The 26,748-nt window shown below is 45.2% G+C and carries 20 protein-coding genes; 4 read left to right on the plus strand and 16 right to left on the minus strand.

Annotated elements, in window-relative coordinates; genetic code table 11:
* Together ACEYCN_RS09395 and pepT are read left to right on the plus strand one after the other, a co-directional pair.
* Positions 1–449 (plus strand): HAD-IIB family hydrolase (locus tag ACEYCN_RS09395; protein ID WP_373714017.1); only part of this gene is annotated, 449 nt, incomplete at its 5' end.
* A gap of 9 nt (positions 450–458) precedes the next feature.
* Positions 459–1,679, plus strand: coding sequence for a peptidase T (gene pepT, locus ACEYCN_RS09400; RefSeq protein WP_373714018.1), 1,221 nt, complete (start codon positions 459–461; stop codon positions 1,677–1,679).
* A gap of 39 nt (positions 1,680–1,718) precedes the next feature.
* Here pepT and ACEYCN_RS09405 read toward each other — a convergent pair whose 3' ends face one another.
* Genes ACEYCN_RS09405 through ACEYCN_RS09415 form a run of 3 tightly spaced genes read right to left on the minus strand, consistent with a single transcriptional unit; the run spans position 1,719 to position 5,248 of the window.
* Positions 1,719–4,310: a GBS Bsp-like repeat-containing protein gene (locus ACEYCN_RS09405; protein WP_373714019.1), complete on the minus strand. Its 2,592-nt coding sequence runs from the start codon at positions 4,308–4,310 to the stop codon at positions 1,719–1,721.
* 19 nt (positions 4,311–4,329) lie between these two features.
* Positions 4,330–4,884: a hypothetical protein gene (locus ACEYCN_RS09410; protein ID WP_373714020.1), complete on the minus strand. Its 555-nt coding sequence runs from the start codon at positions 4,882–4,884 to the stop codon at positions 4,330–4,332.
* Positions 4,865–5,248 (minus strand): AEC family transporter, encoded by a 384-nt coding sequence (locus ACEYCN_RS09415; RefSeq protein WP_373714021.1) that lies wholly within the window; start codon positions 5,246–5,248, stop codon positions 4,865–4,867. Before ACEYCN_RS09415 ends, ACEYCN_RS09410 begins: the two co-directional genes overlap by 20 nt.
* 152 nt (positions 5,249–5,400) lie before the next feature.
* Between ACEYCN_RS09415 and ACEYCN_RS09420 the strand changes: the two genes are divergently transcribed.
* On the plus strand, positions 5,401–6,600 hold the full coding sequence (locus ACEYCN_RS09420) for a cation diffusion facilitator family transporter (RefSeq protein WP_373714022.1): 1,200 nt from the start codon (positions 5,401–5,403) through the stop codon (positions 6,598–6,600).
* A gap of 16 nt (positions 6,601–6,616) precedes the next feature.
* Here the strand turns inward: ACEYCN_RS09420 and ACEYCN_RS09425 are convergent, their stop codons facing one another.
* From ACEYCN_RS09425 to ACEYCN_RS09470, 10 genes are all read right to left on the minus strand, one after another.
* A complete protein-coding gene (locus ACEYCN_RS09425; RefSeq protein ID WP_373714023.1) occupies positions 6,617–7,762 on the minus strand; it encodes a mannitol-1-phosphate 5-dehydrogenase in 1,146 nt (381 codons plus the stop codon).
* 25 nt (positions 7,763–7,787) lie between these two features.
* Entirely contained in the window at positions 7,788–8,225 is a 438-nt protein-coding gene (locus ACEYCN_RS09430; RefSeq protein WP_373714024.1) for a PTS sugar transporter subunit IIA, read from the minus strand.
* A gap of 1 nt (position 8,226) precedes the next feature.
* Entirely contained in the window at positions 8,227–10,179 is a 1,953-nt protein-coding gene (locus ACEYCN_RS09435; protein ID WP_373714025.1) for a BglG family transcription antiterminator, read from the minus strand.
* Between the two features lie 25 nt (positions 10,180–10,204).
* Entirely contained in the window at positions 10,205–11,947 is a 1,743-nt protein-coding gene (locus tag ACEYCN_RS09440) for a PTS mannitol transporter subunit IICB (RefSeq protein ID WP_373714026.1), read from the minus strand.
* Positions 11,948–12,089: 142 nt separating this feature from the next.
* Entirely contained in the window at positions 12,090–13,739 is a 1,650-nt protein-coding gene (locus ACEYCN_RS09445; RefSeq protein ID WP_373714027.1) for a phosphoenolpyruvate carboxykinase (ATP), read from the minus strand.
* Between the two features lie 144 nt (positions 13,740–13,883).
* Positions 13,884–14,648 carry an aspartate/glutamate racemase family protein gene (locus tag ACEYCN_RS09450; RefSeq protein WP_373714028.1) on the minus strand — a complete coding sequence of 255 codons (765 nt, stop codon included), beginning with the start codon at positions 14,646–14,648 and terminating at the stop codon, positions 13,884–13,886.
* 1 nt (position 14,649) lies between these two features.
* A complete protein-coding gene (locus ACEYCN_RS09455) occupies positions 14,650–15,882 on the minus strand; it encodes an NAD/NADP octopine/nopaline dehydrogenase family protein (RefSeq protein ID WP_373714029.1) in 1,233 nt (410 codons plus the stop codon).
* 127 nt (positions 15,883–16,009) lie between these two features.
* Positions 16,010–17,824, minus strand: coding sequence for a glutamine--fructose-6-phosphate transaminase (isomerizing) (gene glmS, locus ACEYCN_RS09460; RefSeq protein WP_373714051.1), 1,815 nt, complete (start codon positions 17,822–17,824; stop codon positions 16,010–16,012).
* Between the two features lie 728 nt (positions 17,825–18,552).
* Positions 18,553–19,095: a signal peptidase I gene (lepB, locus tag ACEYCN_RS09465; protein WP_373714030.1), complete on the minus strand. Its 543-nt coding sequence runs from the start codon at positions 19,093–19,095 to the stop codon at positions 18,553–18,555.
* A 58-nt stretch (positions 19,096–19,153) separates the two neighbouring features.
* Positions 19,154–19,771, minus strand: coding sequence for a GDSL-type esterase/lipase family protein (locus ACEYCN_RS09470; RefSeq protein ID WP_373714031.1), 618 nt, complete (start codon positions 19,769–19,771; stop codon positions 19,154–19,156).
* 85 nt (positions 19,772–19,856) lie between these two features.
* On the opposite strand from ACEYCN_RS09470, the gene ACEYCN_RS09475 reads away from it, so the two are divergent.
* Entirely contained in the window at positions 19,857–20,963 is a 1,107-nt protein-coding gene (locus tag ACEYCN_RS09475) for an NAD(P)/FAD-dependent oxidoreductase (protein WP_373714032.1), read from the plus strand.
* Between the two features lie 32 nt (positions 20,964–20,995).
* Here the strand turns inward: ACEYCN_RS09475 and pyk are convergent, their stop codons facing one another.
* From pyk to ACEYCN_RS09490, 3 genes are all read right to left on the minus strand, one after another.
* A complete protein-coding gene (pyk, locus tag ACEYCN_RS09480; protein ID WP_373714033.1) occupies positions 20,996–22,501 on the minus strand; it encodes a pyruvate kinase in 1,506 nt (501 codons plus the stop codon).
* Positions 22,502–22,546: 45 nt separating this feature from the next.
* A complete protein-coding gene (gene pfkA / locus ACEYCN_RS09485; RefSeq protein WP_373714034.1) occupies positions 22,547–23,560 on the minus strand; it encodes a 6-phosphofructokinase in 1,014 nt (337 codons plus the stop codon).
* Between the two features lie 82 nt (positions 23,561–23,642).
* Positions 23,643–26,747 carry a DNA polymerase III subunit alpha gene (locus ACEYCN_RS09490; RefSeq protein ID WP_373714035.1) on the minus strand — a complete coding sequence of 1,035 codons (3,105 nt, stop codon included), beginning with the start codon at positions 26,745–26,747 and terminating at the stop codon, positions 23,643–23,645.
* Between the last annotated feature and the right edge of the window lies 1 nt (position 26,748).

A 26,748-nucleotide genomic window follows, 5' to 3' on the forward strand; every position in this document is an offset into this window, starting at 1 on the left:
CCCACATCATCGAAGACACGCAAAATATCTTCCTGACCCCCAAAACTATTGCCTTGGAGAAGACAAGGAACCACCATCAGCCTTTCTTTCTGGCAAAATTTGTGGGGGAGCCAAGTTTGGTGGAAGACTTTTTAAACGAGGAAGATGCAAAGCTTAGCCAGCACTTCAATACCGTCCTTTCCCAGCCCAGCATCTATGAAACCCTGCCCCAGGGCGTCAGCAAGGCGACAGGCCTCCAATCCTTGGCTGAAAGACTTGGCCTTTTGCCCTCTGAAATCATGGCTATCGGTGATGCAAATAACGACCGCGAGATGTTAGAATTTGCAGGACTTGCTATCGCTATGGACAATGCCTCAGCCCCAATCAAGGCCCTGGCCAACCATGTCACCAGCAGCAACAATGAAGATGGCGTCGCTGCGGCCATCTACAAATGGATTTTACAAAAATAAGGAGAAAGCATGAAATACCCTACACTCTTGGACCGTTTTTTGGTCTATGTCAAAGAAAATACCCGTTCGGATGAGACATCCACTACGACACCCAGCACGCAAAATCAGGTCGAATTTGCCCAAAATATTTTGCTTCCAGAAATGAAGCGGATTGGCTTGCAGGATGTTCATTATCTGCCAAATGGTTTTGCCATCGGAACCTTGCCTGCTAATGACCCGACTTTGACGCGAAAGATTGGCTTTATTTCTCACATGGATACGGCCGATTTCAATGCTGAAGGAGTCAGTCCACAAATCATTGAAAATTATGATGGCCACCCTATTCCGCTGGGAACCTCGGGCTTTAGCCTAGATCCTAAGGATTTCCCTCAGCTTGACAACTACCATGGTCAGACCCTTATTACGACGGATGGAACTACACTCCTAGGCGCAGATGACAAATCCGGTATCGCTGAAATCATGACCGCCATCGAGTACTTGGTCCAGCATCCAGACATCAAGCACTGTGAGATTCGGGTTGGCTTTGGCCCTGATGAGGAAATCGGGGTCGGTGCGGATAAGTTTGATGTGGAAGATTTTGATGTAGACTTTGCCTATACTGTGGACGGCGGCCCACTTGGGGAACTCCAGTATGAAACCTTCAGCGCGGCTGGGGCAAAAATTGATTTTCTGGGGCGCAATGTCCATCCAGGTTCTGCCAAGGACCAGATGATTAACGCTTTCCAGCTGGCTATTGATTTTCACAATACTCTGCCAGAGGCTGACCGGCCTGAAAAAACAGATGGTTATCAGGGCTTCTTCCACCTCATGAATCTCTCAGGCAGTGTGGATCAGGCCCAGGCCAGCTACATTATCCGTGATTTTGAAGAAGAAGACTTCCAGGCTCGCAAGCAGCTTATGCTGGATGTCGCTGAGAAAATGAACGCTGCCTTTGACAGCCCTCGTGTCATCGTTCACCTCCACGATCAATACTACAATATGAAAAAGGTCATCGAAAAGGACATGACACCTATCAACATCGCCAAAAAAGTCATGGAAGATTTGGATATCCAGCCCATTATCGAGCCGATCCGCGGTGGGACTGATGGTTCTAAAATTTCCTTCATGGGCATCCCGACACCCAACCTCTTTGCAGGTGGTGAAAACATGCACGGCCGCTTTGAATTTGTCAGCCTCCAAACCATGGAAAAAGCCGTCGATGTCATTCTTGGTATTGTAGGTGCTAAATAAAGATGAAAACCTCGTTTCAACTGAAGCGAGGTTTTTGGTTTATTCCGAAATGCGAATATAAGGCATACCTTCTGTACGGTCAATCGGGTCTCGACTTGGTATGCTCCAAATGTAGGCTAAACTGGTCCAACCGTTATTGCCGGGGTTATAGGGGTCTAAAACGTAGGTCATCCCATTTTGGTAGCCTTTCAGGACAATTTCATGCCCGCCAAAGACTACATACTTACTTGGGCCGACACCAGCTGCGACATAGTAACCTTGCTTCAGTGCCGTTTCCAAGGCATTGTACGAATTAAGGGCAGATGCCTTAAGGCCCCAATTTCTTGCCGACATCACAACACCGCGAGAGCTTGTTCCAAAGAAGGAACGGTTGTATTCCAAGGTGTTGTAGTACAGGTAATTGGCAACCTGAACTGGTGATACCGTTTGATTAGTGATAGCCGAAATAATCATAGCCATAGAGGTTGGAACACAGCCGGATGGACCAAATGTCCAAGCACCGTAGCGGATACCACTCCATCTAGGATCCAACTGAGAATAATATGGTGCCTGATAGTGCGATCTGGCGACATGGATGGTTGTCGTCCCCAACCCTCTCATCTGACCATTCACATCTTCATAGGCATGTATATGGTAAAGTCCTGTTCCAGAATGGTATTGGGCGTTGAAACCACCCCCAAAAACTACACTTTGCTGACGGTAGCCATCATACCATCTCAAGTCATCCTGACCACCTACTTCCGACCAAACAGCAAACTTGACACGACCACTGGTCAATACAGGGGCCATAGTCAATTGATAATTGCCCATTCCCTGATATGCAGCTTGAATTTTAGTAATATTAGCAGGCTGGTTGATGTAAACACTGGTTGTTCCAACACCAACCATCTGGTTGTTTCCCTGAACGAGATAAGCATGGGCATGATAACGACCAAAGCTATATTTGTGGTTGGCAATGGAGACAGTCACCTTAAAACTTCCATCTTCTTGTTTGGTAGCTTTATACCATTGAATATCATCCTGGCCATTGCTTTCTGACCAAACTGGAACTTGGACGAACTTGAGACCACTGGGGGCCACCACATTGGACACAATAACATCAAAACGAAGTGTTTGAGTATTGATATTTGCAATCTGAATAGTAGCCGATGGCGGTCCGAGTGGGCCCACTTGGAAATGATTAACTACAGCCAGTCCAAGGATTTGTTTATTGAAAGAGGTATTAGCATAGATATGCGCGTTATATTGACCAGTATCAAAGTTATGATTGCTGAGTTGAACCATTACTTCATAAGTACCAGCTGCTTTTTTCGTTGCAGAATACCACCTCAGGTCATCCTGACCATTTTTATCTGACCAGACTGGAACTTGGAGTGAGGTGACATAGTCAGGAACGTTCTTAATTTCAATTTTGTATGTCGCGCCAGCAAGTTTTGTCACATTGGATGTCACAGATGGCATTTCCATGTTTACACTTGTTGTTGTTATTCCAATCAACTGGCCATTCTCTTCTAAGTAGGCATGAACTTGGTATTTGTCAAAACCTGCAAGGTTCTTGTATGGTACGACCAAGGAACCATTGGATGATGCAGCATGCCATTTCAGGTCATCCTGACCATTTTTTTCTCCCCAGATAGCAAATCTCACTTTTTTATAGTCTGAAACTTGGTTGGAAGCCAGAGTTACTTGCAGTCCTTGATTCGTGAATGTTGCATTTAATTGGTTTTTAGCAGCTGGTTTTGCAATAGCAATCTTACCCGCATCAATACCAACTGCTGGTAAAGATTTGTAGTAAACATAGACATGGACAATATAGTTGTCAGATTGATTGCTATGTTGTTTGATGTCCACCGTCAGCTTTCCAGAAGTTTGAGACAAGGCCATTGGGTACCATTTTAAATCATCTTGGCCATTTTTTTCTGACCAAACCGCCACTTGAATACTGGAAACCTCCGAAGGACGATTAACATTGGTCAGATAAACATCAAATTTGCCATTACCCTCTTGGGCCTTCAGGGCCACATGCTGACCAGCAGAGGTGCTGGCCTCTTTATATTGACCCGGCTCTGGTATTGCTTGAGTCGATGTCTCGCTTATACTGGTTGTCGTTACCGTTTCGGTTGAAGTTGTAACCGTTGTTGACGAAGTCGTTTCTTGCGTTTGGCTAGTAGTCATCATAGAGGTTGTAGTAAGAAGGTCAGTGTTTGTCACTTCTTCCTTTGGTAGTTGGTAGGCCAAATTCTCGAAAATATACTCCTTCTGACTGATTGTTTGCAACTGAATAGCTAGTTTAGGTTTTGCTTGTAGGACGTTTTTAGAAACCCGTACTTCATATAAGCCAGCTTGCACTTGAGAAAATGGAAAGCTATCTTTTTCACTGCCCTGACCCACTTGCAGATTTAATCCTTGCACAGCTTCATTGACAAAAAGTTGAGAATCAGGTGCAAAAGTCACCACTAACTCATCATTTTCAAAATTTACTGTATAACGACCAGAAATTTCCTGATGATTTTCTGCAGTAATCACTTGCTGATCAGGGAGGTTTTCCGCAAAAGCAAGGGTTGAACCACTTAATTCAGCCAGCAAAAGTGTTGATAGGGCCACTAAAACCAAGTATTTTTTTACTTTCATAAATATCTCCTATAGATCATCAAGCTGCAAACAGAAGGACTAAAAAGGTCATAATCAAAAGGTTCGACAAGATACAAAGGGAATTCAGATTAGCCGCTTGCGAACTGGTGCTGCCCAATCTCATGGCGTAGACAGGTGCCACCACTGAGATGGGAGAAAAGACACAGATGATGAGCATCTGCCGCACGACCAGAGGTATTGGCAAGAGGTAATAAAAGGCCAGGGCCGCTAAAAAACTAACCAAAAGTCTGAGACCTAGTAGGCGAAATAAATCTTGAATTTCCTGCTTCTGCAATCTCAGGTCAATCATGATGCCCAGCATGAGCATGGCCAAAAAGGGATTGGCATTGGCAGCGATATTGGTGATGGACAGGACTGGCTGGGGAATCTGGAGTCCAAGAGCTGCTAAGAGGAAGGTTACTAAGTAGACCGCAAAAGGGATGGAACCAAAGAGGTTGCGAAGGATATCGCCCAGACTCATGGCCTCCTGCTTGCGGTTAAGATTGGCTGCAAGGGTAAAATTTCCACCCAGGACCATGAGAGCATTGCTGGTATCAAAGAGGATGACGGGCACCAGATAGATAGGCTGCGGGGAAAAAGGCCTGAACGAAGGGCAGGGTAAAGGTTCCGATATTGTAGCCCGAAATCTGGACCATCCCTGCACTTTTTGCCACCAAATCCCGATCACGTGCCTCCCAATAGCCAACCCAGTCCATGATAAGGTTCATCACAAAGCCCAAAAGCAAGGGAATCAGAATCCCCGAATCCAGCGTCAGGGCCGATGCGGATGTCAAGAGGGCCGCAGGCAGGGTGATATTCATGACAATGGTCGATAAAACCTTGGCATCCTCGCGTCGAACTACCCCTTTTAATTTCAAAAAATATCCCAGCGCAATAATGGAAATAAACCCCAGCGCCCGAATCAAAATCTCCCCCATTTCAAACCTCCTCAGTTCCTTTCATTATACCACAATTTCTTCGCATCGGAAACGCTGTCATGGATAAGGGCAAACTTCATCATTTTTGCTTCATTTGTATTTCATAAGGAAATTTGCTACAATGGTAGGCATTACAAAGGAGATTCTTGGATATGGATAGACAGATTCAGAATTTAAAAATGGCCGAGCGGGGAGCCATCCTCTCCATCTCAGCCTATATTTTGTTATCAGGCTTCAAGCTGGCGGCTGGGAACCTCTTCCACTCGGATGCCCTCATCGCTGATGCCTTCAACAACCTCTCTGATATTGTAGGTAATGTGACTGTGCTGATTGGCTTACGTTTGGCCCAAAAACCAGCAGATACGGACCACAAATTTGGTCACTGGAAATTTGAAGACTTGGCCAGCCTCATCACTTCCTTCATCATGTTTGTCGTTGGTCTCCAGGTCCTCAACTCCACCATTCAGAAACTCATGTCCAACGAAGTGGTTGAAGTCGATATGACTGGTGCCATTGTGGGTCTGATTTCAGCAGTCATTATGCTGGCCGTCTACCAGTACAATCGGGTCCTGGCTAGAAAGGTCCAATCAAAGGCCCTGGATGCAGCGGCCAAGGATAACCTATCCGATGCCCTGACCTCCGTCGGAACTTCTGTGGCTATTTTCGCAGCAGCCTTCAAGTTTCCAATTATCGATAAGATTGCGGCCATCATCATCACCTTTCTCATCCTCAAAACAGCCTATGACATCTTTACAGAGAGCTTTTTCACCCTGTCAGATGGCTTCGATGAAGAACTGCTTCACCTCTACGAGAAAGATATCCTCAAACTTCCCAAGATTGTTTCCGTCAAATCCCAGAGAGGACGGACTTATGGTTCCAATATTTATCTGGACCTTGTCCTTGAAATGAACCCTGACTTGTCTGTCTATGAAAGCCATGAAATCACCGAACAGGTGGAAAATCTCCTTAAACTCAAACATGGGGTTTTCGATGTCGATATCCACGTGGAACCTTCTGAAATTCCCCACGATGAAATCTACGAGCATGTCTATGATAAACTCTACCGCTACGAAGCTCATATCCAGTCCAAGGATGTCGGCTTTGAGGACTTGTTAGAAGACAAGTATCTCTTGATTGATGCCGATGGCAACCATCTGAACAAGGATCAAATGTTGGCTATCCATCAAGAAGGGGGGAGTTATCTGAAAAACTATCAGATGATTTCCATCAGTCAGAAGTCCAAGTTGGTCACCTTTGAAATGGACAACTGCATCCACAGCTCCCTCTGGCGCCGCCATGAAACCTGGCAGGTCGTCTTTCATCAGATTACAAAAAAATCCGTTTCCAAATAACGGATTTTTTTGTTTCTTAATTGGCTTCGATAGCGGATACAATTTCATCAATCAAAACTTGATCGCTCAAGCCTGTTACTTCTTTCACCACTTCTTCTAAGGATTTTTCCGCCAGGAGAGCCTGTAATTGGACGGACTGCTCATCTGTTTCATCCTGATAAGAGAAGACATAGGCTACTGTTTGAAGCAGGTATTGGTAGGACAGTCCACGTTCCTTCAATTCCCGAATCGGACGAATAAAGCGCTCATCATAGCCCAGTTTCCGAATTGGGGTGCGGGCCACTCGGGCTACATCATCCACGATAAATGGATTTTCAAAGCGGCTGATGATGACCTTGTGATAATCTACTAAGGCCGCTTCATCAAAGCCCCATTTTGCTATCAGGAGGCTGCGAATTTCAGCTAGGACTGCTTCCACATTATTCTTAACTGTGACATTTTGTAGGGCTTCTAGGATGGTTTGAGCTCCATAGTAAGCTCCAGTGTAGGCAGAGGTGGCATGGCCAGAGTTGACCGAGAAGAGCTTGCGCTCGATGAAGGGTTCGAGTTCGGCTTCATAGTGGACCTTATCGAGAATGAGGTCAGGATTTTTCATGCCACGGGTTTCCACCACCCATTCATTGAAGGGTTCTACCACCACAAAGAGTGGGTCTTCATGACTTTGGGCTGGAACAATCCGATCCACTGCTGCATTCGGAAATCCGATATGCTCTTGGGCAAAGGTCAGGCCCGCTTCTGACAAGTGTTTTTTGACTTCCTCAAAGAGAAACTCAGAGCCGCCAATCATGTTTTCACAGGCCAAAACATCCAGAGGTGCCAGATTGCCAGCCGCTTGACGGGCTTCAATTCCCTGGGCCACTAGGCTGGCGATAAAGGGCAGAATGTTTGGCCCAATAGCTGTTGTGACCAAATCAGCTTCCGCAATGGCTTCCACAACTGCTTCTGGATGAAGACGGTTGTTGATACCACGAACACCTGAAACCGCGATATGGCGCTGACCTTCTTCGGCGATTTCGATTTCATAACTGCCTCGTTCATTCAAGGCGTTGATGATGGCTTCATTGACATCGACAAAGGCAATCTCAAAACCATTTTCAAAGAGGATTTCCCCAATAAAACCACGGCCGATATTTCCAGCACCAAAGTGAACTGCTTTCTTCATTTTCCTACCTCTTTTCTTGCAAAACTTATTCTACACCGTTCAAGAGTGCAACCACTTCATCTTCAGACTGGGCATCTGCCAGTTTCACCACATTGTCCACGTCTGCACAGAAGATGGAGATTTTTTGGATGATTTCCAGGTGATCGTCGCCAAGGCCAGCGATACCAAAGAGGACAGTGGCCACTTTTGGATCTTCCTCAGTCCCGAAGTTGACACCAGCTGGCACCTGCACAATGGTGATGGCTGATGAAAGGACTTCCTTTTTGGCTGCATCTGTACCGTGCGGAATGGCGATGAAGTTGCCCATGTAAACAGACAGCTCTTCATTGCGCTGAATCATGGCTTCGATGTAGGCCTCGTTGACATGGCCCGCTTCAAAGAGCTGACGACCACAGTATCGAATGGCATCTTCTTTGTTGGCAAAAGACTGGTTGAGTTTAATGAGTTCTTTTTGAAATTCCATCTTAATTCTCCAATTTCTTAATTTTTTCAGTAAATATGGTATTGAGTAGTTGGTAGATAATTTCTTGATTTCCTGTTCGGTAAATTTCAGTATAGAGATTATTTTCAATGAGGGACTGGCTGATGGCTGTCATCATGTCACGGATTTCTTCTTGTTCATTGACCTTGGTCAACATGATCAAGACCCGATGCACTTCCTCATATTGATGATTCATCGAAAGGGCTGCGACAGGCTGGCTCAGCTCCGCCACCAAAAAATGGCTTTCCGTCACCGTATGAGACTGGGTATGGAGGAGGGCCAGATTGGTATTGGGAATGGCCAAGGGACTGAGTTCAAAGCGAGACAGGAGCTTCTTGACCAAATATTCCGCATCAGAAACAAAGTCCAGACCTGACACGATTTGGGCAACGGATGCCTCAAAGGACTGAGGATTTTCCAGACGAATGAGCTTAAAATTCCGCAATATCTGGCTGCTGGCCTGTAAATATTTCTGTAAATCGTAGCTCTTCTGACGAATCAATTCCTTGCGGTCCGCCACCGTCCGATTTTCCTGGATCAGCTGGAGCTTGTCCTGCAAATCCAAAATTTCCTGGGTATTGGGAAAGGTCGAAATCAGGTCGATGTCCCGATTGGGGATGGGCCTGGTTGTCAGCCAATAATCGTACTGGCTCATGTCCACCAGAGGCAGACTGGTCGTACTTTTGATATCAATCCACTCCACAAAAGGAGCAATATTCTTGATTTTGGAGACCAAGACACTGGTGGTCAGAGGCCGTTCATCCGTTACCAAGAGCAGGCGAATGGGGTAAATATCTGGACTTCGTCTCAGACTGGAAGCGAAATGCAGGGTGACCAGCTCGTACTCATATTCATTTTGAATAAAGGTCGGGAAAATATCCCGCATGACCAGGCTGACGATACTGTGCAGAAACTGATTTTTCTGGGCTGCCAAGTAAGCTACATTGGTCGTTGCCCGCTCTGGAAAGAGGATGGGCACTGCCAAACTCAGCCGCATATGGTTAAAGAGCAGTTTAAAGAGCAGCTTGTCCTTGAAAAAATCAATCTTGGTAAAGCGAGAGACCGCATCCACCATCTGCGAGATGCTGTAATAAAACTCGCTATCAAACTTCTCCCGAAAGAGGGGGATTTCCTGCCGCTTGATGATGACTTCGTCCAAAATATTGGCAAAATAAACAATCTCCTGCAGATTGTAAAATTGCTTCTGCCGCTTGGCCAAATCCGTGAAAATCCGCTTGGAGAAGTCCAGAGCTTCCTTGGAAACATTGACAGCCGCCACCAGTTCCTCTTGATTATCAGCCAAGGAGAGGAGAATAATCAAAAACTCTCTCAGTTTTGAATCCACTTCTCCCAAAAGCTGCTGGTTTTCTTCAAAAATCTGACGGGCAAGCTGAATCCTTTCTTTGACCAGAATGGGAAATTCAGCATAATTGTCCTGCCAAAAATCTTGAATGGAAATGGCATTGCTAAGCAGAATGGCTAGAAAGCGCCTCTTCTGAGCTGGTCTTCCCAGGACTTGATAACCCTTTTTTCTCTGGATGCTGAGATCAAACTCCTGGAGTCGCTTCTCTATTTCAGCCACATCTTGGATAACCGTCACATTGGAAACCCAGAAAAGCTCCTGAAGTTCCTCATTGATAATAGGGTCTGGACTAGTCAAGAGATGATAGGCGGTCAATTCCAAGCGTTGGCTGGCTGTTACTTCTCGGCTGGCCTGACTCTCCTCCAAGACAGTTAGGTCTCCTGACAGGTAATATTTCTTACCGTCCTTAATCAGCTCGATATCATAGGTTTCCAAGGTCAGCATCAAATCTGACAAGGTCCGATAGACTGTTCGCGAGGAAACCTGTAATATATCGGCCATCTCTTTCAACGAAAGCTTTCCTACCTGGAGGAAAGCTTTCACTAATTGTTCTTCACGTTTTGTTAATAGCATATATTCACATTATACTACTTTATCTTTATTTGTGCATGCGAGCGACCATCTTGTCGTATTCTGGAGTTGTGACCAAGCTATCTACGACTAGGAGCTGAGCGTTTGGTGCTGCGGCCTGCACCTCAGACTGGTGTCCGATGGTGGTCACGATCAAGATATTCTTGGCATTGTGCTCCTGCAATTGAGCATAAGGCACTGTTGCGACCGGGGTTGCAATCCCCTTGTTTCTAAAGATGGCCCGCAGAGTTTCTTGTCCCATGGTGGCAGAACCTTGTTCTTTACCGTAGGCAAAGACCACTTCGTCAATATAGTTGAGATCAACTTCAGCATCTGCTTGCACTGAAGTTGTTTCAGGCTTTGGGGAAGCATCACCTGCCAATTGTGCAACAATCTCGTCATATTTTGGAGAGGTCAGGAAATTATCCACTGAAACATGGACGGCACGTGGTGTGCGCTGAGCAGCCCGAGCTGCCAATTCTTCCTGAGTCACAATCAAGGTGTTTGGCTCATCTGTCAAGTTTGAAATAGCTTTGTTAGTAACTGGAATTGTCAGACCAGCCTTCTTGACCTTGTCACGCAAGAGAGAAGCACCCATAGCAGAGCTACCCATACCCGCATCACAGGCAAAGATGATTTGTTTGATATTGTCCGTATTGATTTCCGCTGAAACTGGGGCTGCTTGACCTTTAGCTTGTGCTTTTGCAGCCTGGGTAGCTACTTGAGCTTCTTCCAAAGATTCTCCTTCAGACTTGTCTGCCTTCAAGATAACAGAAGCTACGAGGAAGGAAACCACTGCTCCTGCCAAGACACCGAGAATAACTGAAAGGTGAGAACCCTTCGCTGCCATACCAAGGATGGCAATGATTGAACCTGGCGATGCTGCACCAGTCAAACCAGAACCAAGTAATTGGTTGACAAATGTACCCGTTACACCACCTGCAATAACCGCAAGGAAAAGCAAAGGTTTCATCATGACATATGGGAAGTAGATTTCATGGATACCACCAAGGAAGTGGATAATGGATGCTCCCCAAGCAGAAGATTTAGCAGAGCCTTTACCAAAGACCATGTAGGCAACCAAGATACCGAGACCTGGGCCAGGGTTTGCTTCAATCAAGAAGAGGATAGATTTACCAGTCTCCGCTACTTGTTCTGCACCAAGCGGGGTGAAGATACCATGGTTAATAGCGTTGTTCAAGAAGAGAATCTTGGCTGGTTCAACCAGGATATTTGCCAGTGGCAAAAGATTGGCATCAACGATGGCTTGAACCCCGTTACCGATTGCATCTGTCAAGGTTGAAACGATTGGACCAACTGCCAAGTAGGCAAAAATGACAAGGGCAAATCCAATCAAACCTGCTGAGAAGTTATTGACCAACATCTCAAATCCAGGACGGATTTTTTCTTGGAAAGATTTATCAAATTTCTTGATACACCAGCCCCCAAGAGGCCCCATAATCATGGCACCAATAAACATTGGTACTTCTGCACCAGCAATGGCTCCAAATGTGGCAATGGCACCCACCACAGCACCGCGTTGACCGTGAACCATATACCCACCAGTGTAGCCAATCAAGAGTGGCAAGAGGTAGGTGATAGCAGGTCCAACGATTGTCGCCAGATTTTCATTTGGCAACCAGCCGGTTGGAATAAAGAGGGAGGTCAAAACACCCCATGCAATGAATGCCCCGATATTGGGCATAACCATATTTGATAATGAAGTTCCGAGTTTCTGAACCCGAACTTTAAAAGAAGATTGTGTATCCATTTCTTCTTCTCCTTCTTTTTTGATAAGTCTATTTTACTACGGCACCATTGACAAGAACACTCAAACCTTGTCACAGTTTTTGTGACAAAAAGAGACCGCTGAGTTGTGAGACCATAGAAAAAGTCATCGCAAGATGACATTTCTACCTTTTTTTCTTTAAACTGATGATGAGATCTTCCATCCTGGAAATGGATTCTACTGGCAGGGGAGTGGCCAGATTGTTCTGATTAAAGGATAAGAGGAAATTGAGCCGCAGCTGCATCCTCTCGCGCAGGAGCTGCTTGTATCCTTCGTCAAAATCTGCCAAGGGGTAATCTGCTAATTCCAGGTAAGAAAGATAGGCAGCATCACCAAAGGGCTGAAAGTTTGCAGTACCGTCCACCACCTGCTCGATAATTTTCAAGGTCACTTCCTTGGGAATGCTTTTCCCCATGTAAAATCCTGTATTGAGGATATAGCAATCCACGCCCGACTCAAACAAGGATTGGAATTTTTGGTAATCCTCCACCAAAGGATAGACCCGAAATGGATTGGCATAGGGCTCGATGACCAGGGTCTGGTAATTTTCCTTGGTATTTTCAGCAGCTGATCGCTTGGTCATCAGGGTGCAGCCCATGGTTGCAGCAAGGACAGGATCTTCAACCTTAACCAGAGGCGGCAAGGAATCATCCTTCATGATCCAGTAAATGGCCTGAATGGGCTCAGCAATCTTATCGACACGATTGGGGGTTGAAAAGCGGGACTTGACCGTTCTTCCATTGCCATTGCGGATATCTTCTGTCACCAGTTTTTTACGGCCGTTTTCGTCCAAGGTAACCCCGCAATTTTGCACGGTGACAAAATAATCCTGCTCTGGATGGCCAGCTGGATAATCATTGGTTTTATCAAAATAGGAAGGTTCTAGGGCGATGGAGGAGCCATCCCTTTCCGAAATGATAAAGGCATCATCATGCAGAACCTTAATATCATATTTGCCCCAGTGCTTGGCATGGGTCAAGGTGGACTTGCCTGAACCTGACAGACCAAAGAAGGAGGCTACATAATCTTGACCTTCCCTTTTCTTAAAAATCTTCAGCCCTCCATGACAGGAAACATAGCCATTGCGGGCCGCAATTCCCCAAGCCAGGGTCAAAGTCGCCTTTTTTAATTCCCCAAAATAATTGAGACCCAAAATAACAACACAATTATGCACCGTGTCAAAATAAGCTAGACCATCTGGATAATCGGGATGACTCCAGTTGGGATTGAAAAAAATATAGATATCATTTTCATCATAAGCCTTGGACTCTTTGAGCCGATCCTTGTATTCTTCGTTGATGATTTGGAAATTCAAGAGCCATGAATAGAGATTGGCCGCTTCTGAGGCAGGAGCCATCAGATGGGCACAAACCATAAAATCTTCATCCAGGCCAACAATGGCGTCTGCTTTATAAAAGGCTTGGTGTTGGGATTGAAAGATGGCTGACCGAATGATGGGCAAGAGCTCCTTATCCTCCACAGAATCCTGACCAAATATCCGTCTGGCCTTAGCTGTTCGACCCACTATTGCCCCAGAATTGGACAACAAGACCCTGGCATAGGAAGGCAGGCCCAATTCGGCCGTATGGATGACGGGCATGTCCAAAACAATACTGCCAGGATCTGAAGCCGCCAGCTGATAAGCCTCATCCATCCCCTTTATGGCCACAACATGGTTGGCATAAAAGGCTGTTTCAATGGTTGTTTTCAAACTGGAGAAATAAGGAGATTGGCGACCAATCTCATCTTGATGAAATTTCCGACGTGTAACCATAGACGATTCCTTTCCCATTCTTGTAATAGCCTTATTATAAAACAAAAAAGCGCTTTCACAAAGAGAAAATTGAAAACTTCACTATTTTTTCCCAAAATCCCGAACTTTTGAAAAATAGAAAAAGGCGAGATTGTCTCAGCCTTTCTAAAAATAACCAAAATAAGTTCGTTTGACCACCGCACTATGCACCCAGTTGATGAGGGTGATAAAGTCAAAAACTGGCAAACCCGTCGCAGCATGAATAGAGGCTGCATAAGGTGGCAAGTCACTGCATTCTAAGAGCACCGCCCCAATTTCAGGGTGTTTATCATACAGTCTCCTTACGACATCTACCAAGTCATTCCTCAAAGCCTCATTGTCCAAATAGGGTTTGATGTAGCGAATGGGGGCAAAGCTCTCCAAACTGCCAATGTCTTGGACAATGCAGTCATCGATATCCGCCTTGGCCTTGGCAAAAAAGGCTCGGTCTGCCCCTTCGCCGTCCGCTACCAAAACAGCGATTTTTTGATGGTCTTTCAAGCCCATCTTGATGAGAGGAATTTGCAGCACGCTGGACATGAAAACAGGTACCTCTACTGCTGCCTTGATTTGCTCTTGAAAATGATTGAAATAGCCGCAAGCACCTACAATAGCACGCACTCCCTTTTTCTCCAGCTTGCGAGCCGCATCCAAGATTCCTTCCAGAATTTCAGGCTTTCCTTGAAAAAGATCCTCGATTTCAAAAGAAACAACCTCATAGAGAACTGGAAAGTCAAAGGTGGTTGCATTGGCCACGTTTCCAGGCAACTTGACATAGTCAAAATCAATGGTGATAATGCCGATAGCCGCTCCAGCGATGGGGGTTGAATTGACCTGATGATAGCGATACAGGTCTTGATGAGTTTCTAAACTTCCTCGATAATGTGTCATCTTAAGTTTCTGCCTTTCTAAACTGCCCCTTTTCCAGGTAAGCCAGGGTCTCTTCTGCCGATAGGTGGGCCAAGTCCAAATCTTCCAGGGTCAGCCCTGTTTCAAAGAAGGATTGACCAGTCATGACAGAGCCCAAAGTAATCATACTATCGATAACAGGTGTCGCTACCCCATATTTTTTCCCCAGCTGGTGGTAAATATGGCAACCGACTGGCACATCTTCGGTAATATAGCGGTCCTGAATGCTGAAAGGCCCTGTCCCATAGGCCATGGGGAATTGCTCCTCGAAAGGTACGATACAGTCATCTCCCATGTATTCGGGCCCCAAGATGCTGGTCCGTGACAAGAAATTTTTCTTGGGATAACGCTGTAAGTCCACTCCAATGGCTTCAGCCAGCTGGACCTGCTCCAAATAAAAGGCATACTGCACTTCTGCCACTGACTGGCTGTAAGCATGGGAATAGATGGAATATTGATAGGGATCATTGCCTCCAAAGACACGACCAAAATTCTCCATGACACTGGCTCCCAAGATGGTACCTGGGCAATGCAGGACTGGATTGACATTGCTAAAACCAATGTCCAGTACGGTCTGACCACCAGTCACCCCATCCCCTTCTGTGATAGCATCGAAGCTGCCGATAGCCTTGGAACTTTCCAAAAAGATATCTTGATCCGTCATCGGCAAAGCCGCCCCCCGAAGCGTGATGGCCCGATATTTCAATTCAATGCGAGGGGTGAGGACACCACCCTCCTTGACAATCCTAGCTCCGTAAGGGGCACTGGTCCAACCACCAACAATGACCTCCTTGTCACAGTGGAGTTCCCGCATTTTTTTGCGCAATTTCAGACTGCCAAAATTATCTGGAATGATATGAACAATCATGCCATCCTCCAAAACAGGAACCAGCTCATCAAAGAAGCGGTCATGGGCAATGGAAGGCACTGCCACAATAATCAGCTTTGCTCCCTTGACAGCCTCACGAATATCTGTGGTAACCAAATCAAATTTAGCCTTGCCCCTGCGCTCAAAACCGTAGAGATTATTCTGATTCCCTCCGATGGTGATACCCGTCTTCTCGACATGCTTGAGGCTAATCTCTGCATATTCTGGCAATTCATAGAGATGAACACGGTTGCCTGCCAAAACAGAGTCCGCTCCAACTGCTTTTCCAACTGCCCCAGCACCCAAAATGGCAATGGGGGACTTTTTCAACTCTTTTACAAATGACATACAAACCTCCATTTCTTTTTTATTTTACCATATTCCATAGGGGGAGATTACATAATAAATAGCTATGATGTTTTATAGTCTCAACATATATGTTTAAAAGCCCTAGTCAACTAGAGCTTTCAAACTTTTACTCAACAGTAACGGCTTTTGCCAAGTTACGTGGTTTATCCACATCTAAGCCCCGTTGCAGAGATGCATAGTAGGCAATCAGTTGGGTTGGGATAACCATCGCAATAGTAGAGAGGTATGGATGAACCTGATTAACGATGATATCATCGTCTTCACGGGCCAAATATTCTTCTACGATAGTCAAGATATTGGCGCCACGCGAAACTACTTCAGCAATATTGCCACGTGTATGAGCTGCAGTCACTTCGTTGGCAGAAATCAGGGCGATAACTGGTGTACCATCTTCGATCAAGGAGATGGTTCCGTGCTTCAACTCGCCTGCTGCAAATCCTTCACATTGGATATAAGAGATTTCTTTCAATTTCAAGGCTGCTTCGATGGTGACATAGTAGTCATTTCCACGACCAATGTAAAAGGCATTGCGGGTTGTGGCCAAGAGATTTTGAACCTTGTCCGCAATGGCATCTTTTTCAGAAAGGGTCGCTTCGATGGACTGAGCCACGATAGACAACTCATGCACCAAATCAAATTCAAGTGCCTCTTTCTTACCATTGGCTTCACCAACTGCTTTCGCTAGGAAGGCAAGGGCTGCTACCTGTGCAGTATAAGCCTTAGTTGATGCTACCGCAATTTCAGGGCCAGCATGGAGCAACATGGTGAAGGTCGCCTCACGAGAAAGGGTTGAGCCTGGTACATTGGTGATGGTCAAGCTTGGAATGCCCATTTGGTTGGCCTTCACCAAGACCTGACGGCTATCGGCCGTTTCACCAGATTGGGTCAAGAGGATAAAGAGTGGTTTTTTGCTGAGAAGCGGCATGTGGTAGCCCCACTCGGATGCCACACCCAACTCAACTGGTGTGTCCGTCAGAGCTTCCAGCATGTTTTTAGATGCAAAACCTGCATTGTAGGATGTACCAGCTGCCAAGATGTAGATACGGTCTGCTTCCTGAACAGCCTTGACGATGTCGGCATCTACTTTCATGCTGCCATCTTCATTGGCGTATGTTGAGATGAGTTTACGCATCACAGTTGGTTGCTCATCGATTTCCTTGAGCATGTAGAACGGGTAGGTTCCCTTACCGATGTCAGACAGATCCAACTCAGCAGTATAGGCTTCACGTTCTACTGGATTTCCTTCGTAATCCTGCACTTGAACGGAATCCTTGGTCACGATAACCAATTCCTTGTCATGAATTTCCATGAATTGGTTGGTTTCCCGAATCATAGCCATCGCATCTGAGCAGACCATGTTGTAGCCTTCGCCCAAACCAACCAGGAGTGGAGACTTGTTTTTGGCCACGTAGATGACATCTGGATTTTCAGAATCAATCAAGGCAAAGGCATAGGAACCCTCGATGATATGAAGGGCCTTCTTGAAGGCTTCCAAAACATCCAAGCCATCCTCTTCCACAAATTTACCAATCAAATGAACGGCAATTTCTGTATCCGTCTGACCCTTAAAGTCATGGCCAGCCAGATAATCTTCCTTCATTTGCAGGTAATTTTCAATCACTCCATTGTGGACGAGGACAAAGCGCCCAGTTTGAGAAGTATGGGGATGGGCATTGTCAACGGTCGGTTTGCCATGAGTCGCCCAGCGCGTGTGTCCAATACCAGTTGAACCAGCAATGTCAATCCCAATCTTAGCCCGAAGGTCTGCAATACGACCAACAGATTTAATCAAGCTGCCTTTTTTCCCTGTTGTTACAAAAATACCAGCTGAGTCATAGCCACGGTATTCCAACTTTTCAAGACCCTGCATCAAGATGTCTGTTGCATTACGACTGCCTACAACACCAACGATTCCACACATGTTATTTTCACCCTCTACATTTCTGTAGAGTTCCTTCACATTTAAATTGGTATAGTCTAATTTTTTATCAAAAAGACTGATGAAATCAGTATATATCAAGATGTTTAGATTGTCAACTAAAAAATTGGTATAGTCTTCTTTTGCACAAACCAAAATCTTCCGCACCAACCTACTATTGACCAAATTTAGAGAATTTCAAGCAACCTAGTTCTCACTTGTCCGAACTGCATCAATGCCCCTAAGCTCTGCTGCGCCCTTTGGGCTTGCATTCGCTAAGGATACTAAGGAACGCTGTTCTCACTTGTTCGAACTGCATCAATGCCCCTAAGCTCTGCTGCGCCCTCTGGGCTTGCAATCGCTAAGGATACTAAGCAACGTAGTTCTCACTTGTTCAAACTGCATCAATGCCCCTAAGCTCTGCTGCGCCCTTTGGGCTTGCAATCGCTAAGGATACTAAGGAACGTAGTTCTCACTCCTTCGAACTGCATCAATGCCCCTAAGTTCTGCTGCGCCCTTTGGGCTTGCAATCGCTAAGGATACTAAGGAACGTAGTTCTCACATGTTCAAACTGCATCAATGCCCCTAAGCTCTGCTTCGCCCTCTGGACTTGCAATCGCTAAAGATTTCAAGGTACGTAGTTCTCACATCTGTTCGAACTGCATCAATGCCCCTAAGCTCTGCTGCGCCCATTGGGCTTGCAATCGCTAAGGGGCATAGAAAAACCAGCTCTATTGAGCCAGTCCATTATCGATAAAGCCAAATTGGCTAAAAGGTTTCAAGCGAAAGGTCAAAGGGCCAATAATTTGTTTCTTAGTAATCAAACCAAACTGACGACTGTCTCGCAAGTCTGTACGCTTGTCATTTAAAATCAGATAAGAATCCTTTGCTACAGTCGAATACTTACCCTTTGTCAAAGTTTCGATGGTCATATCTTCGGTATAGTATTCTGACTGACCGTGGATCTTCAAATAATTCTCTGGAACAATTTCATTATTGCGGTAGAGGACATCATAAAGATAAGTCACACTATCACCTTCCATCGCAATGACACGACCGACATATTCTTTCTTATCTACTGTGTAGAGAACAAAATCACCATACTGTATTTCCTTATTGCGGTCGGCGATAATGACATCTTTTTCCGCCAAATATTGATTGGCCATTTGTTCATTGATGGTGACTGGCTCATATACCCAGACCCGAAGAGCTACTAAGGCCAAAACGGTGAGCACAATCAATCCAATAATTCCATATAAATCTCTTTTTACCATAATTTCTCCAATCTCTTCCATATTAGTATATCATATTTCATGAGAAAATGGATAGGTCTTATGCTCTCAGGGCTGAAAAGATAGCTTTCGCAATCACTCGGTTACCAAGTGGAGTCAGGTGTAGGCCATCGCTGTAGTATTCTGGATGATCTTCTGTGATGGGATAGAGATTGATAAAATGGACACCCAATTCATCAGCTACATCCTCAACAATCTGCTGAATCTCATCGCGGATGACTTCATTGTTTAGGCCAAAGCGACTGGTGGGCACATAGGGCGGCGCCAGAATAAAGACTTCCGGCTGACTGGGGAGCTTGATATAACCCTTGACAAGGTCACGGTATTCCTTGATGAACTGCTCCTTGTTCCAGTAGGCTGTCCGGCTATCATTGCTGCCAATCATGATGATGACAATATCTGCATCACTCTCCAAAGATTGCTGGGCATTTTTTTCCTTCAGATAAGGGTAGTCTGAAGTGGATAACAAGGACCGACCACTCATCCCATAATTAGCAACCTGGTAATGTGAGCCCAATAATTCTAATAAAATACTAGGATAAGCATCCTGTTGGCGATTTTCCAATCCATAACCGTAGGTTAGACTGTCTCCTATTGCCGCAATTTTTATCGCTCCTTGACCCAAGATCAAGACCGAAGGATTCATCACATCTTCCATATTTCACTCCCTTTACATTCAATAGTCCTATTTTACCATCTTGAGGCAAATATGGAAACTAGGTGATTTGTGATATACTAGCACTATGAAAAAAGAAATCATCATTATCGGCGGGGGCATTGTTGGCTCCACTGCCGCATTTTATCTTTCAAGGTATGCTGAATGCAATATTACTCTGATTGACAGTGGTCAGGGCAATGCAACACGAGCTGCTGCTGGCATCATCTGTCCCTGGCTTTCCCAAAGGCGCAATAAGGACTGGTATCGCCTGACATCGCAAGGTGCCAACTTCTACTTACAGTTAATGGAGGATTTGAAACGGGCAGGTGTTGATGAACTTCCCTACCGCCAAACAGGCACCTTAGTCTTTAAAAATCAACCACATCTGCTGGAAAAACTCTATCAATTAGCGCTTGAGAGAAGACAGGAGGCAGAGATGATTGGCGAGCTGACCATCTATGAGGAAAGCAACCTAGGCCAGCTAATTCCCGAACTTGAAACAGACCAAGGGGCTGTCCTGACTGGTGGCGGCGGTCGGCTAGACGGTGCAGCTCTATTGGATATTTTGCAGAAGCTCTTCCTCCAAAAGGGGGGTACAATCATCCATGGTCAAGCCAGGTTGGGCAAGCACCAAACTGTCCAAGTCAATGAGCAAGAACTGGCCTACGATCAGCTGATCTTAGCCTCTGGTGCCTGGCTGCCACAAATCTTAGAACCCTTAGGTTACAAGGTGGATATCAGACCTCAAAAGGGACAGCTATTAGAAGTAGAAACTAATTTTTCAAGCGGTAAGTGGCCTGGCTGCATGCTGCATGGAGAAATAGATATCCTACCCTTTGATCAGGGAAGGCTAGCTATTGGAGCTAGTCATGAAAACGATAAGGGTTATGATTTGACAGTGGATAGTCAGCTGATAGAAGAGATGAAGGAAACGGCCATTCAATTTATCCCTGCCCTAAAGAACTATCCTATCTCAAAAACCCGAGTCGGAACTCGGGCCTATACTTCTGACTTTTTACCCTTCTATGGCAACTTAAACGATCAACCTTCTATTTGGGTCGCTAGTGGCCTCGGTTCATCTGGCTTGACTTCGGGCCCCTTCATCGGTTGGCAAATCGCTAGAGAAATTCTCGAATTGAAGAATTTTTTCGACAGAAGACCATTCTCACCAGATAGGTACATCAAAAAATAAAGAACAGTCCGAAAACTGTTCTTTTTGATTTATTACAATACTGTGCGGACACGCATTGTGTTGGTTGAACCAGATACACCTACTGGTACACCCGCTACGATAACGATGTTGTCACCTGGCTCAACAAGTCCTTGCTCAAGAGCAACTTTTTCAGCCAATTCAAACATGTCGTCAGTTGAGTTTGGTTTATCAGTCACAACTGGGATGACACCCCAAGTAATCATGAGTGATTTTTGAACTTTCTCAGTGAAAGTAATGGCCAAGATATCTGCATCTGGACGGTATTTAGAGATTTGACGAGCTGAGAATCCAGTCTCAGTCACTGTTACAACCAATTTAATATCCATTGAGTTGGTTGCATCCTTCACTGCTGAGGCGATAACTTCTGTTTTAGAAGTACGGTCAAAGTGCGAAGAATCCAAGCGGCCGTACTCTTTCAAGAGGGTTTGTGCATTCTTATCAATCGTTGCCATAGCACGAACAGATTCAACTGGGTACTTACCATTTGCTGACTCACCTGAAAGCATTGTTGCATCTGTACCGTCAATAACCGCATTAAAGACGTCAGATACTTCTGAACGAGTCGCACGTGGTTTTTCAGTCATGGTTTCCAACATGTTTGTTGCAGTGATAACCGCTTTACCAGCAGCGTTAACCTTAGTGATGATCATTTTTTGGTATACTGGAACCATTTCAAACGGTACTTCGATACCCATGTCACCACGGGCAATCATGATACCATCTGAAGCAGCGATGATTTCATCAATATTGTCAATACCTTGTTGGTTTTCAATTTTAGAGAAGAGTTGCACATGCTCATTACCAGTTTCTTTCAAGATGTTGCGAACTTCTTCTACATCCTTAGCGGTACGTACAAATGAGATAGCGATAAAGTTCAGACCTTGTTCCAAACCAAAGCGGATATCTGCATTATCACGTTCAGCCAAAGCTGGGAAAGGAATCTTGGTGTAAGGGATGTTCACACCTTTTTGTTTTGCAATGATACCATCGTTTTCGACAACAACAACAAATTCTCGCTTATCAATATCTTTTTCAATGATGCGAAGACCAAGTTTACCATCATCAATTAGCACTTGTTTACCAACTGAAACATCATCAAAGATATCCAAAGCACCAGCAACATTTAATGCAATCAACTCACGTGTTGATTTCAAGCCTTGTTTTGTAGCAACACGAATCACTTCACCAGTCTTATATGAGTATTCTTTCACATCGTCTGCAAATAATTCTGTACGGATTTCAGGTCCTTTAGTATCCAAAAGGAAACCAACTTTTTGACCAGCAATTTCTTCAGCACGACGAACTGTTGCCATGCGCTCTCCTTGCTCAGCATGGTCTCCATGTGAGAAGTTGAAACGGAAGACATTTGCACCCTCAGAAATCAACTGTGCAATTTTCTCTGCTGATGCTTCTACATCCAGTTTCTCACCCCAGTAGCCATCATCACCGAATTTTTTACCACCACGGATTTCTACTGCAGGACCAAGGGTTGCAACGATTTTAACACGTTTAAACATTTTAAAAATACTCCTAAATTTTAATTTTATTCTGATATGAGAGACTTAGCGGCGCAATTCGCGACTAAGTTGAGCCAATTCGATCTGAGCCTTATGAGGAGTGTTAACCTTAATTTTGCCATCTTCTGTCAGGCTGAACAAGGCATTTTCCTCAGCTGTCCCCATGATTGGGTAAGCAACCAACTCTTCGTGTTTAATACCGACTGCCAGACCACCCTTGCCTTCTTTCAGAAGAGCAACTGCTTTTGCTCCCATCCATGATGCAAGAACCCGGTCACGAGCTGTCGGACGTCCGCCACGAAGAATGTGACCAAGGTTAGTTGCACGAAGATCGCTGGTATCACCAGCTTCTTTCATCATGGCAACAAAGTTTTCTGCATTGGTTACACCTTCAGCTAAGACGATAATGGCATGACTTTTACCACGATTTTCATAACCATCCATGTTGCGTTTAACAACTTCCTTGATGTCAAAGTCTTCTTCTGGGATGATGACTTGATCAGCACCCGTTGCAAGACCAGCCCAAACAGCAATATCGCCGGCGTGACGTCCCATCACTTCCACAACGAATGTGCGCTTGTGGCTGTATGATGTATCACTGATTTTATCAATAGCTTCGATGGCTGTATTGACAGCAGTATCAAAACCAATGGTAAAGTCTGTACCAACAATGTCGTTGTCAATTGTACCCGGTACACCAACAGCTGGGAATCCATGTTCTGTCAAGCGCATTGCTCCGTGGTATGACCCGTCACCACCGATAACCACAACACCTTCAATACCGTGTTTTTTTAATTGCTCAATCCCTTTCAACTGACCTTCTAATTGGGCAAATTCTGGGTAACGAGCTGAACGCAAGAAGGTTCCACCCTGTGACATAATGTTGGTCACATCTTTGGTTTCAAATTTGAAAATGTCACCTTCCACCATGCCGGCATAGCCACGATTGATACCATAGACTTCCATGCCTTCATAAATGGCCTTACGAACAACTGCACGAACAGCAGCGTTCATTCCAGGGGCATCACCACCACTGGTCAAGACAGCAATACGTTTCATTCGTATTTTACTCCTTTGTTTTCATTTTAACTGTACCATTATACCACATTAAACAGTAACTTGCTTAGGTTTTATGTGTTTTTTATCGAAAAACCGTTTTCAAAGAAATTCCTGCCAATTTCTCCTGCAATTCCTCTGATTTTTGGACAAAAATTCGCTGAGCCTGAATGGTCTGATTACTGTCCTGATAATGGAGAATAACTGGTATATTTCCAGGATAGTTTTTTAAGATAGCAGCCAATTCTTCATCGTACTGCTGATTCTCCAGCAAGATCCAAAATCTCTCTAGATTCGGACTTTCCATGTTTTCCAACAGAAGCTGCAAATGCCCATCCCGTTCCTGAACACGACCAGATAGGTAAGCAATGACACCTTCTTTCAATTCAGGAGCGTACCGCCGATAAACTTCTGGAAAGAGAGTGACATCTAATTTCTTTTTGGTATCAGTGACCTGAAGAAAGGCCATTTGCTCCCCTGTTTTCTTGGTTCGGATAGTTCGAATGGACTGAATTTGAACTAAAATAGTCGCCTTTTGTCCTTCTACTAAGTCAGCTAAATCCACATAATCCTGTCTAGCTTCCCTGCTGATTTTCAGCAAAGGATGGGGACTGATTCCCACACCGATAATGGCTTGCTCCAAATCATACTTTTCACTGTCACTATAATCTTCCGCCTCTGTCCAGCTGTACTCTTCTTCTGCAAAGAAGGAGCCAAAGGCATCCGCGAAGACAAAGAGATTGTCTAGATTGCTGATAATTTTTTGCCGGTTTTTTTCAAATATGTCAAAAAGGCCTAGTTGGATGAGCGGAATCAACAATTCCTGTTTTTTGTACTGAGATGGTAATCTGAGAATAAAATCTTCTACACTTTTAAAAGGCCGCTCTTCCACAATCCAGAAAGCAAAATCCCTCGGAAAGCCCTTGATATTCTTGAGCCCCATGAAAATCTCTTTTTTGTCAAAACGGTCGTGGTAGGGAATGTTGTTGATAGAAAGTTTAGCTGCCTTAAAATCAAATTGCAGGGCATCTGTGATGTAATCACTGCTGGAATAATTGAGCATAATGTCAAAAAAGACATCAGGGTAATGGGTTTTAAAATAAGCTAGTTGAAAGGCCAGGGCTGAATAGGCATAGGCATGACTTCGGTTAAAACCATAGCCTGCAAACTTAACCATCATCCCGAAGATATCCTTAGCCTTATCACTTTTATGACCCAACTTCCTCGCTCCTTGAAGAAATTCTGCTTCCATCTCCTGCATCTGCTGGACATCCTTTTTAGACATGGCCCGTCTGAGCAAGTCGGCCTTTCCTAGAGTAAAGCCTGCATAGCGTTGAGCTATCTGCATCACTTGTTCCTGATAGAGCATGATGCCATAGGTTGGTCGTAGAATGTCTGCAATGGAGTCGTCCAACAGGTCAATTCTTTCCTGGCCGTGCTTACGCTTGACGAAGTTATCCGAATAATCACTGGCACCAGGACGATTGAGACTGGTGGTCGCTACCAAGTCTTCAAAGCGGTTTGGTTTGACCCGCTTCAAAAGATTGATGGCCCCTGGTTGCTCAAACTGGAAAATGCCCTTGGTTTGACCCGCGGCAAAGAGTTCCAAGGTTTCCTTATCTTCCAAGTCAATGTCTTCAATCACCATTTCAATGCCATATTTTTCAGCTACTGCCTCTTTCATCTTTTGGGCAAAGGTCAGATTGCGCAGACCTAGGAAGTCCATCTTGAGCAGACCATTGGCCTCAACAGCATGGGCATCATACTGGGTAATCAACATATCCTCCCCCTGTTTGAGCGGGATGACATCGGTCAAATCATTGTCACTCATCACTACACCAGCGGCATGGATGGAGGTCTGCCTTGGTTGGCCCTCGATGGCCTTGGCCAGAGTGAAGGCCTTCTGATACTCGGCCTTGCTGTTGATGATCTGGCGGAAGGAGGCATTTTTTTCATAGGCCGAGGTCAAACTATCGCGGAAAGAAATCTTTTTTGTGATGTTGGTCAACTCGTACTCAGGGATTCCGAATCGTTTAAAAACGTCCCGGATGGCCTGTCTGGCACCGAATGTCGAGTAGGTAACAATCTGGGCAGTGTGCATACTGCCGTAGCGTTTTTGCACATAGCGTAAGAAGTCTCCCCGATAGATATCCGGGATATCAATATCGATATCAGGCATGCTGAAGCGTTCTTGGTTTAAAAAGCGCTCAAAGAGGAGATTATGCTTGACTGGGTCAATCCCTGTTATGTCCAAGGCATAGGCCACTAGGCTTCCGACTGCCGAACCCCGTCCCATGCCCATATAGTAGCCCTGACTGCGGCCAAAGCGCAGCAAGTCCCAGACGATGAGAAAATAGTCATCAAAGCCCATCTGGTGGATAATGGACAATTCGTTGTCCATTCTATCTTGGTAGACTTGTGCCAGCAAACCTCTTCTCTCTAGTCCCGCATAGGCTCTTTCCCGTAGCTCTTCTACTGCTGGTCGTTCACGATTAAAACGGGGCAATTTTAAATCCCGATCTAGTTCATAGTGAATACCAGAAACCAACTCCTCCAGATTCTGACGAGCTTGCGGAAAATTATGGACAAAAAGATCTGCCTGCTCGCTTGGTGACAAGAAGGCTTGGTGGATGGGGATCTGTCCGATTTGACTGAGGGCTTGATTTTCACGGATAGCATGCAGGACTTGTATGGTTTCTAGGTCCGATTCTTCCAAATAGCGAACAGTATAAAGTGGCAAAATAGGTTTGTCAAATTTTTGAGCGGGGGTATCTGGACGGACACCGATATAGTAGTCCACTCCCAAATTTTCAGCAACTTTCATGTTTTCCACTGGAACAATAACAGCTACATCTGTCAAATACTGGCGGATAGCCGCAAAGTCCTTTTCCCCCATCATCCTGGCGGTTGAGATTTTCATGAGGTGTTGGTAGCCTATGCTATTAAGGGCTAGAACTTGAATGGTGATTGGCACCTGTTCCAATTCAAGATCTAACTCGCAACCGATTAAGGGACGAATCTCTGCTCTATAACAAGCTTCCATAAAGGAATAGGCCGCATAGAGATTGTTGTGGTCCATGATACCCAGATAAGCATAGCCCAATTCTTTGCCACGCGCCACATATTTGTCAATCGTCAGGGTGCTATCCATGAAGGTATAGACAGTCTTGGTATCCATTTGTGCCAGCATG

Source organism: Streptococcus sp. (assembly GCF_041802885.1).
In the GTDB taxonomy this organism is placed as follows: domain Bacteria; phylum Bacillota; class Bacilli; order Lactobacillales; family Streptococcaceae; genus Streptococcus.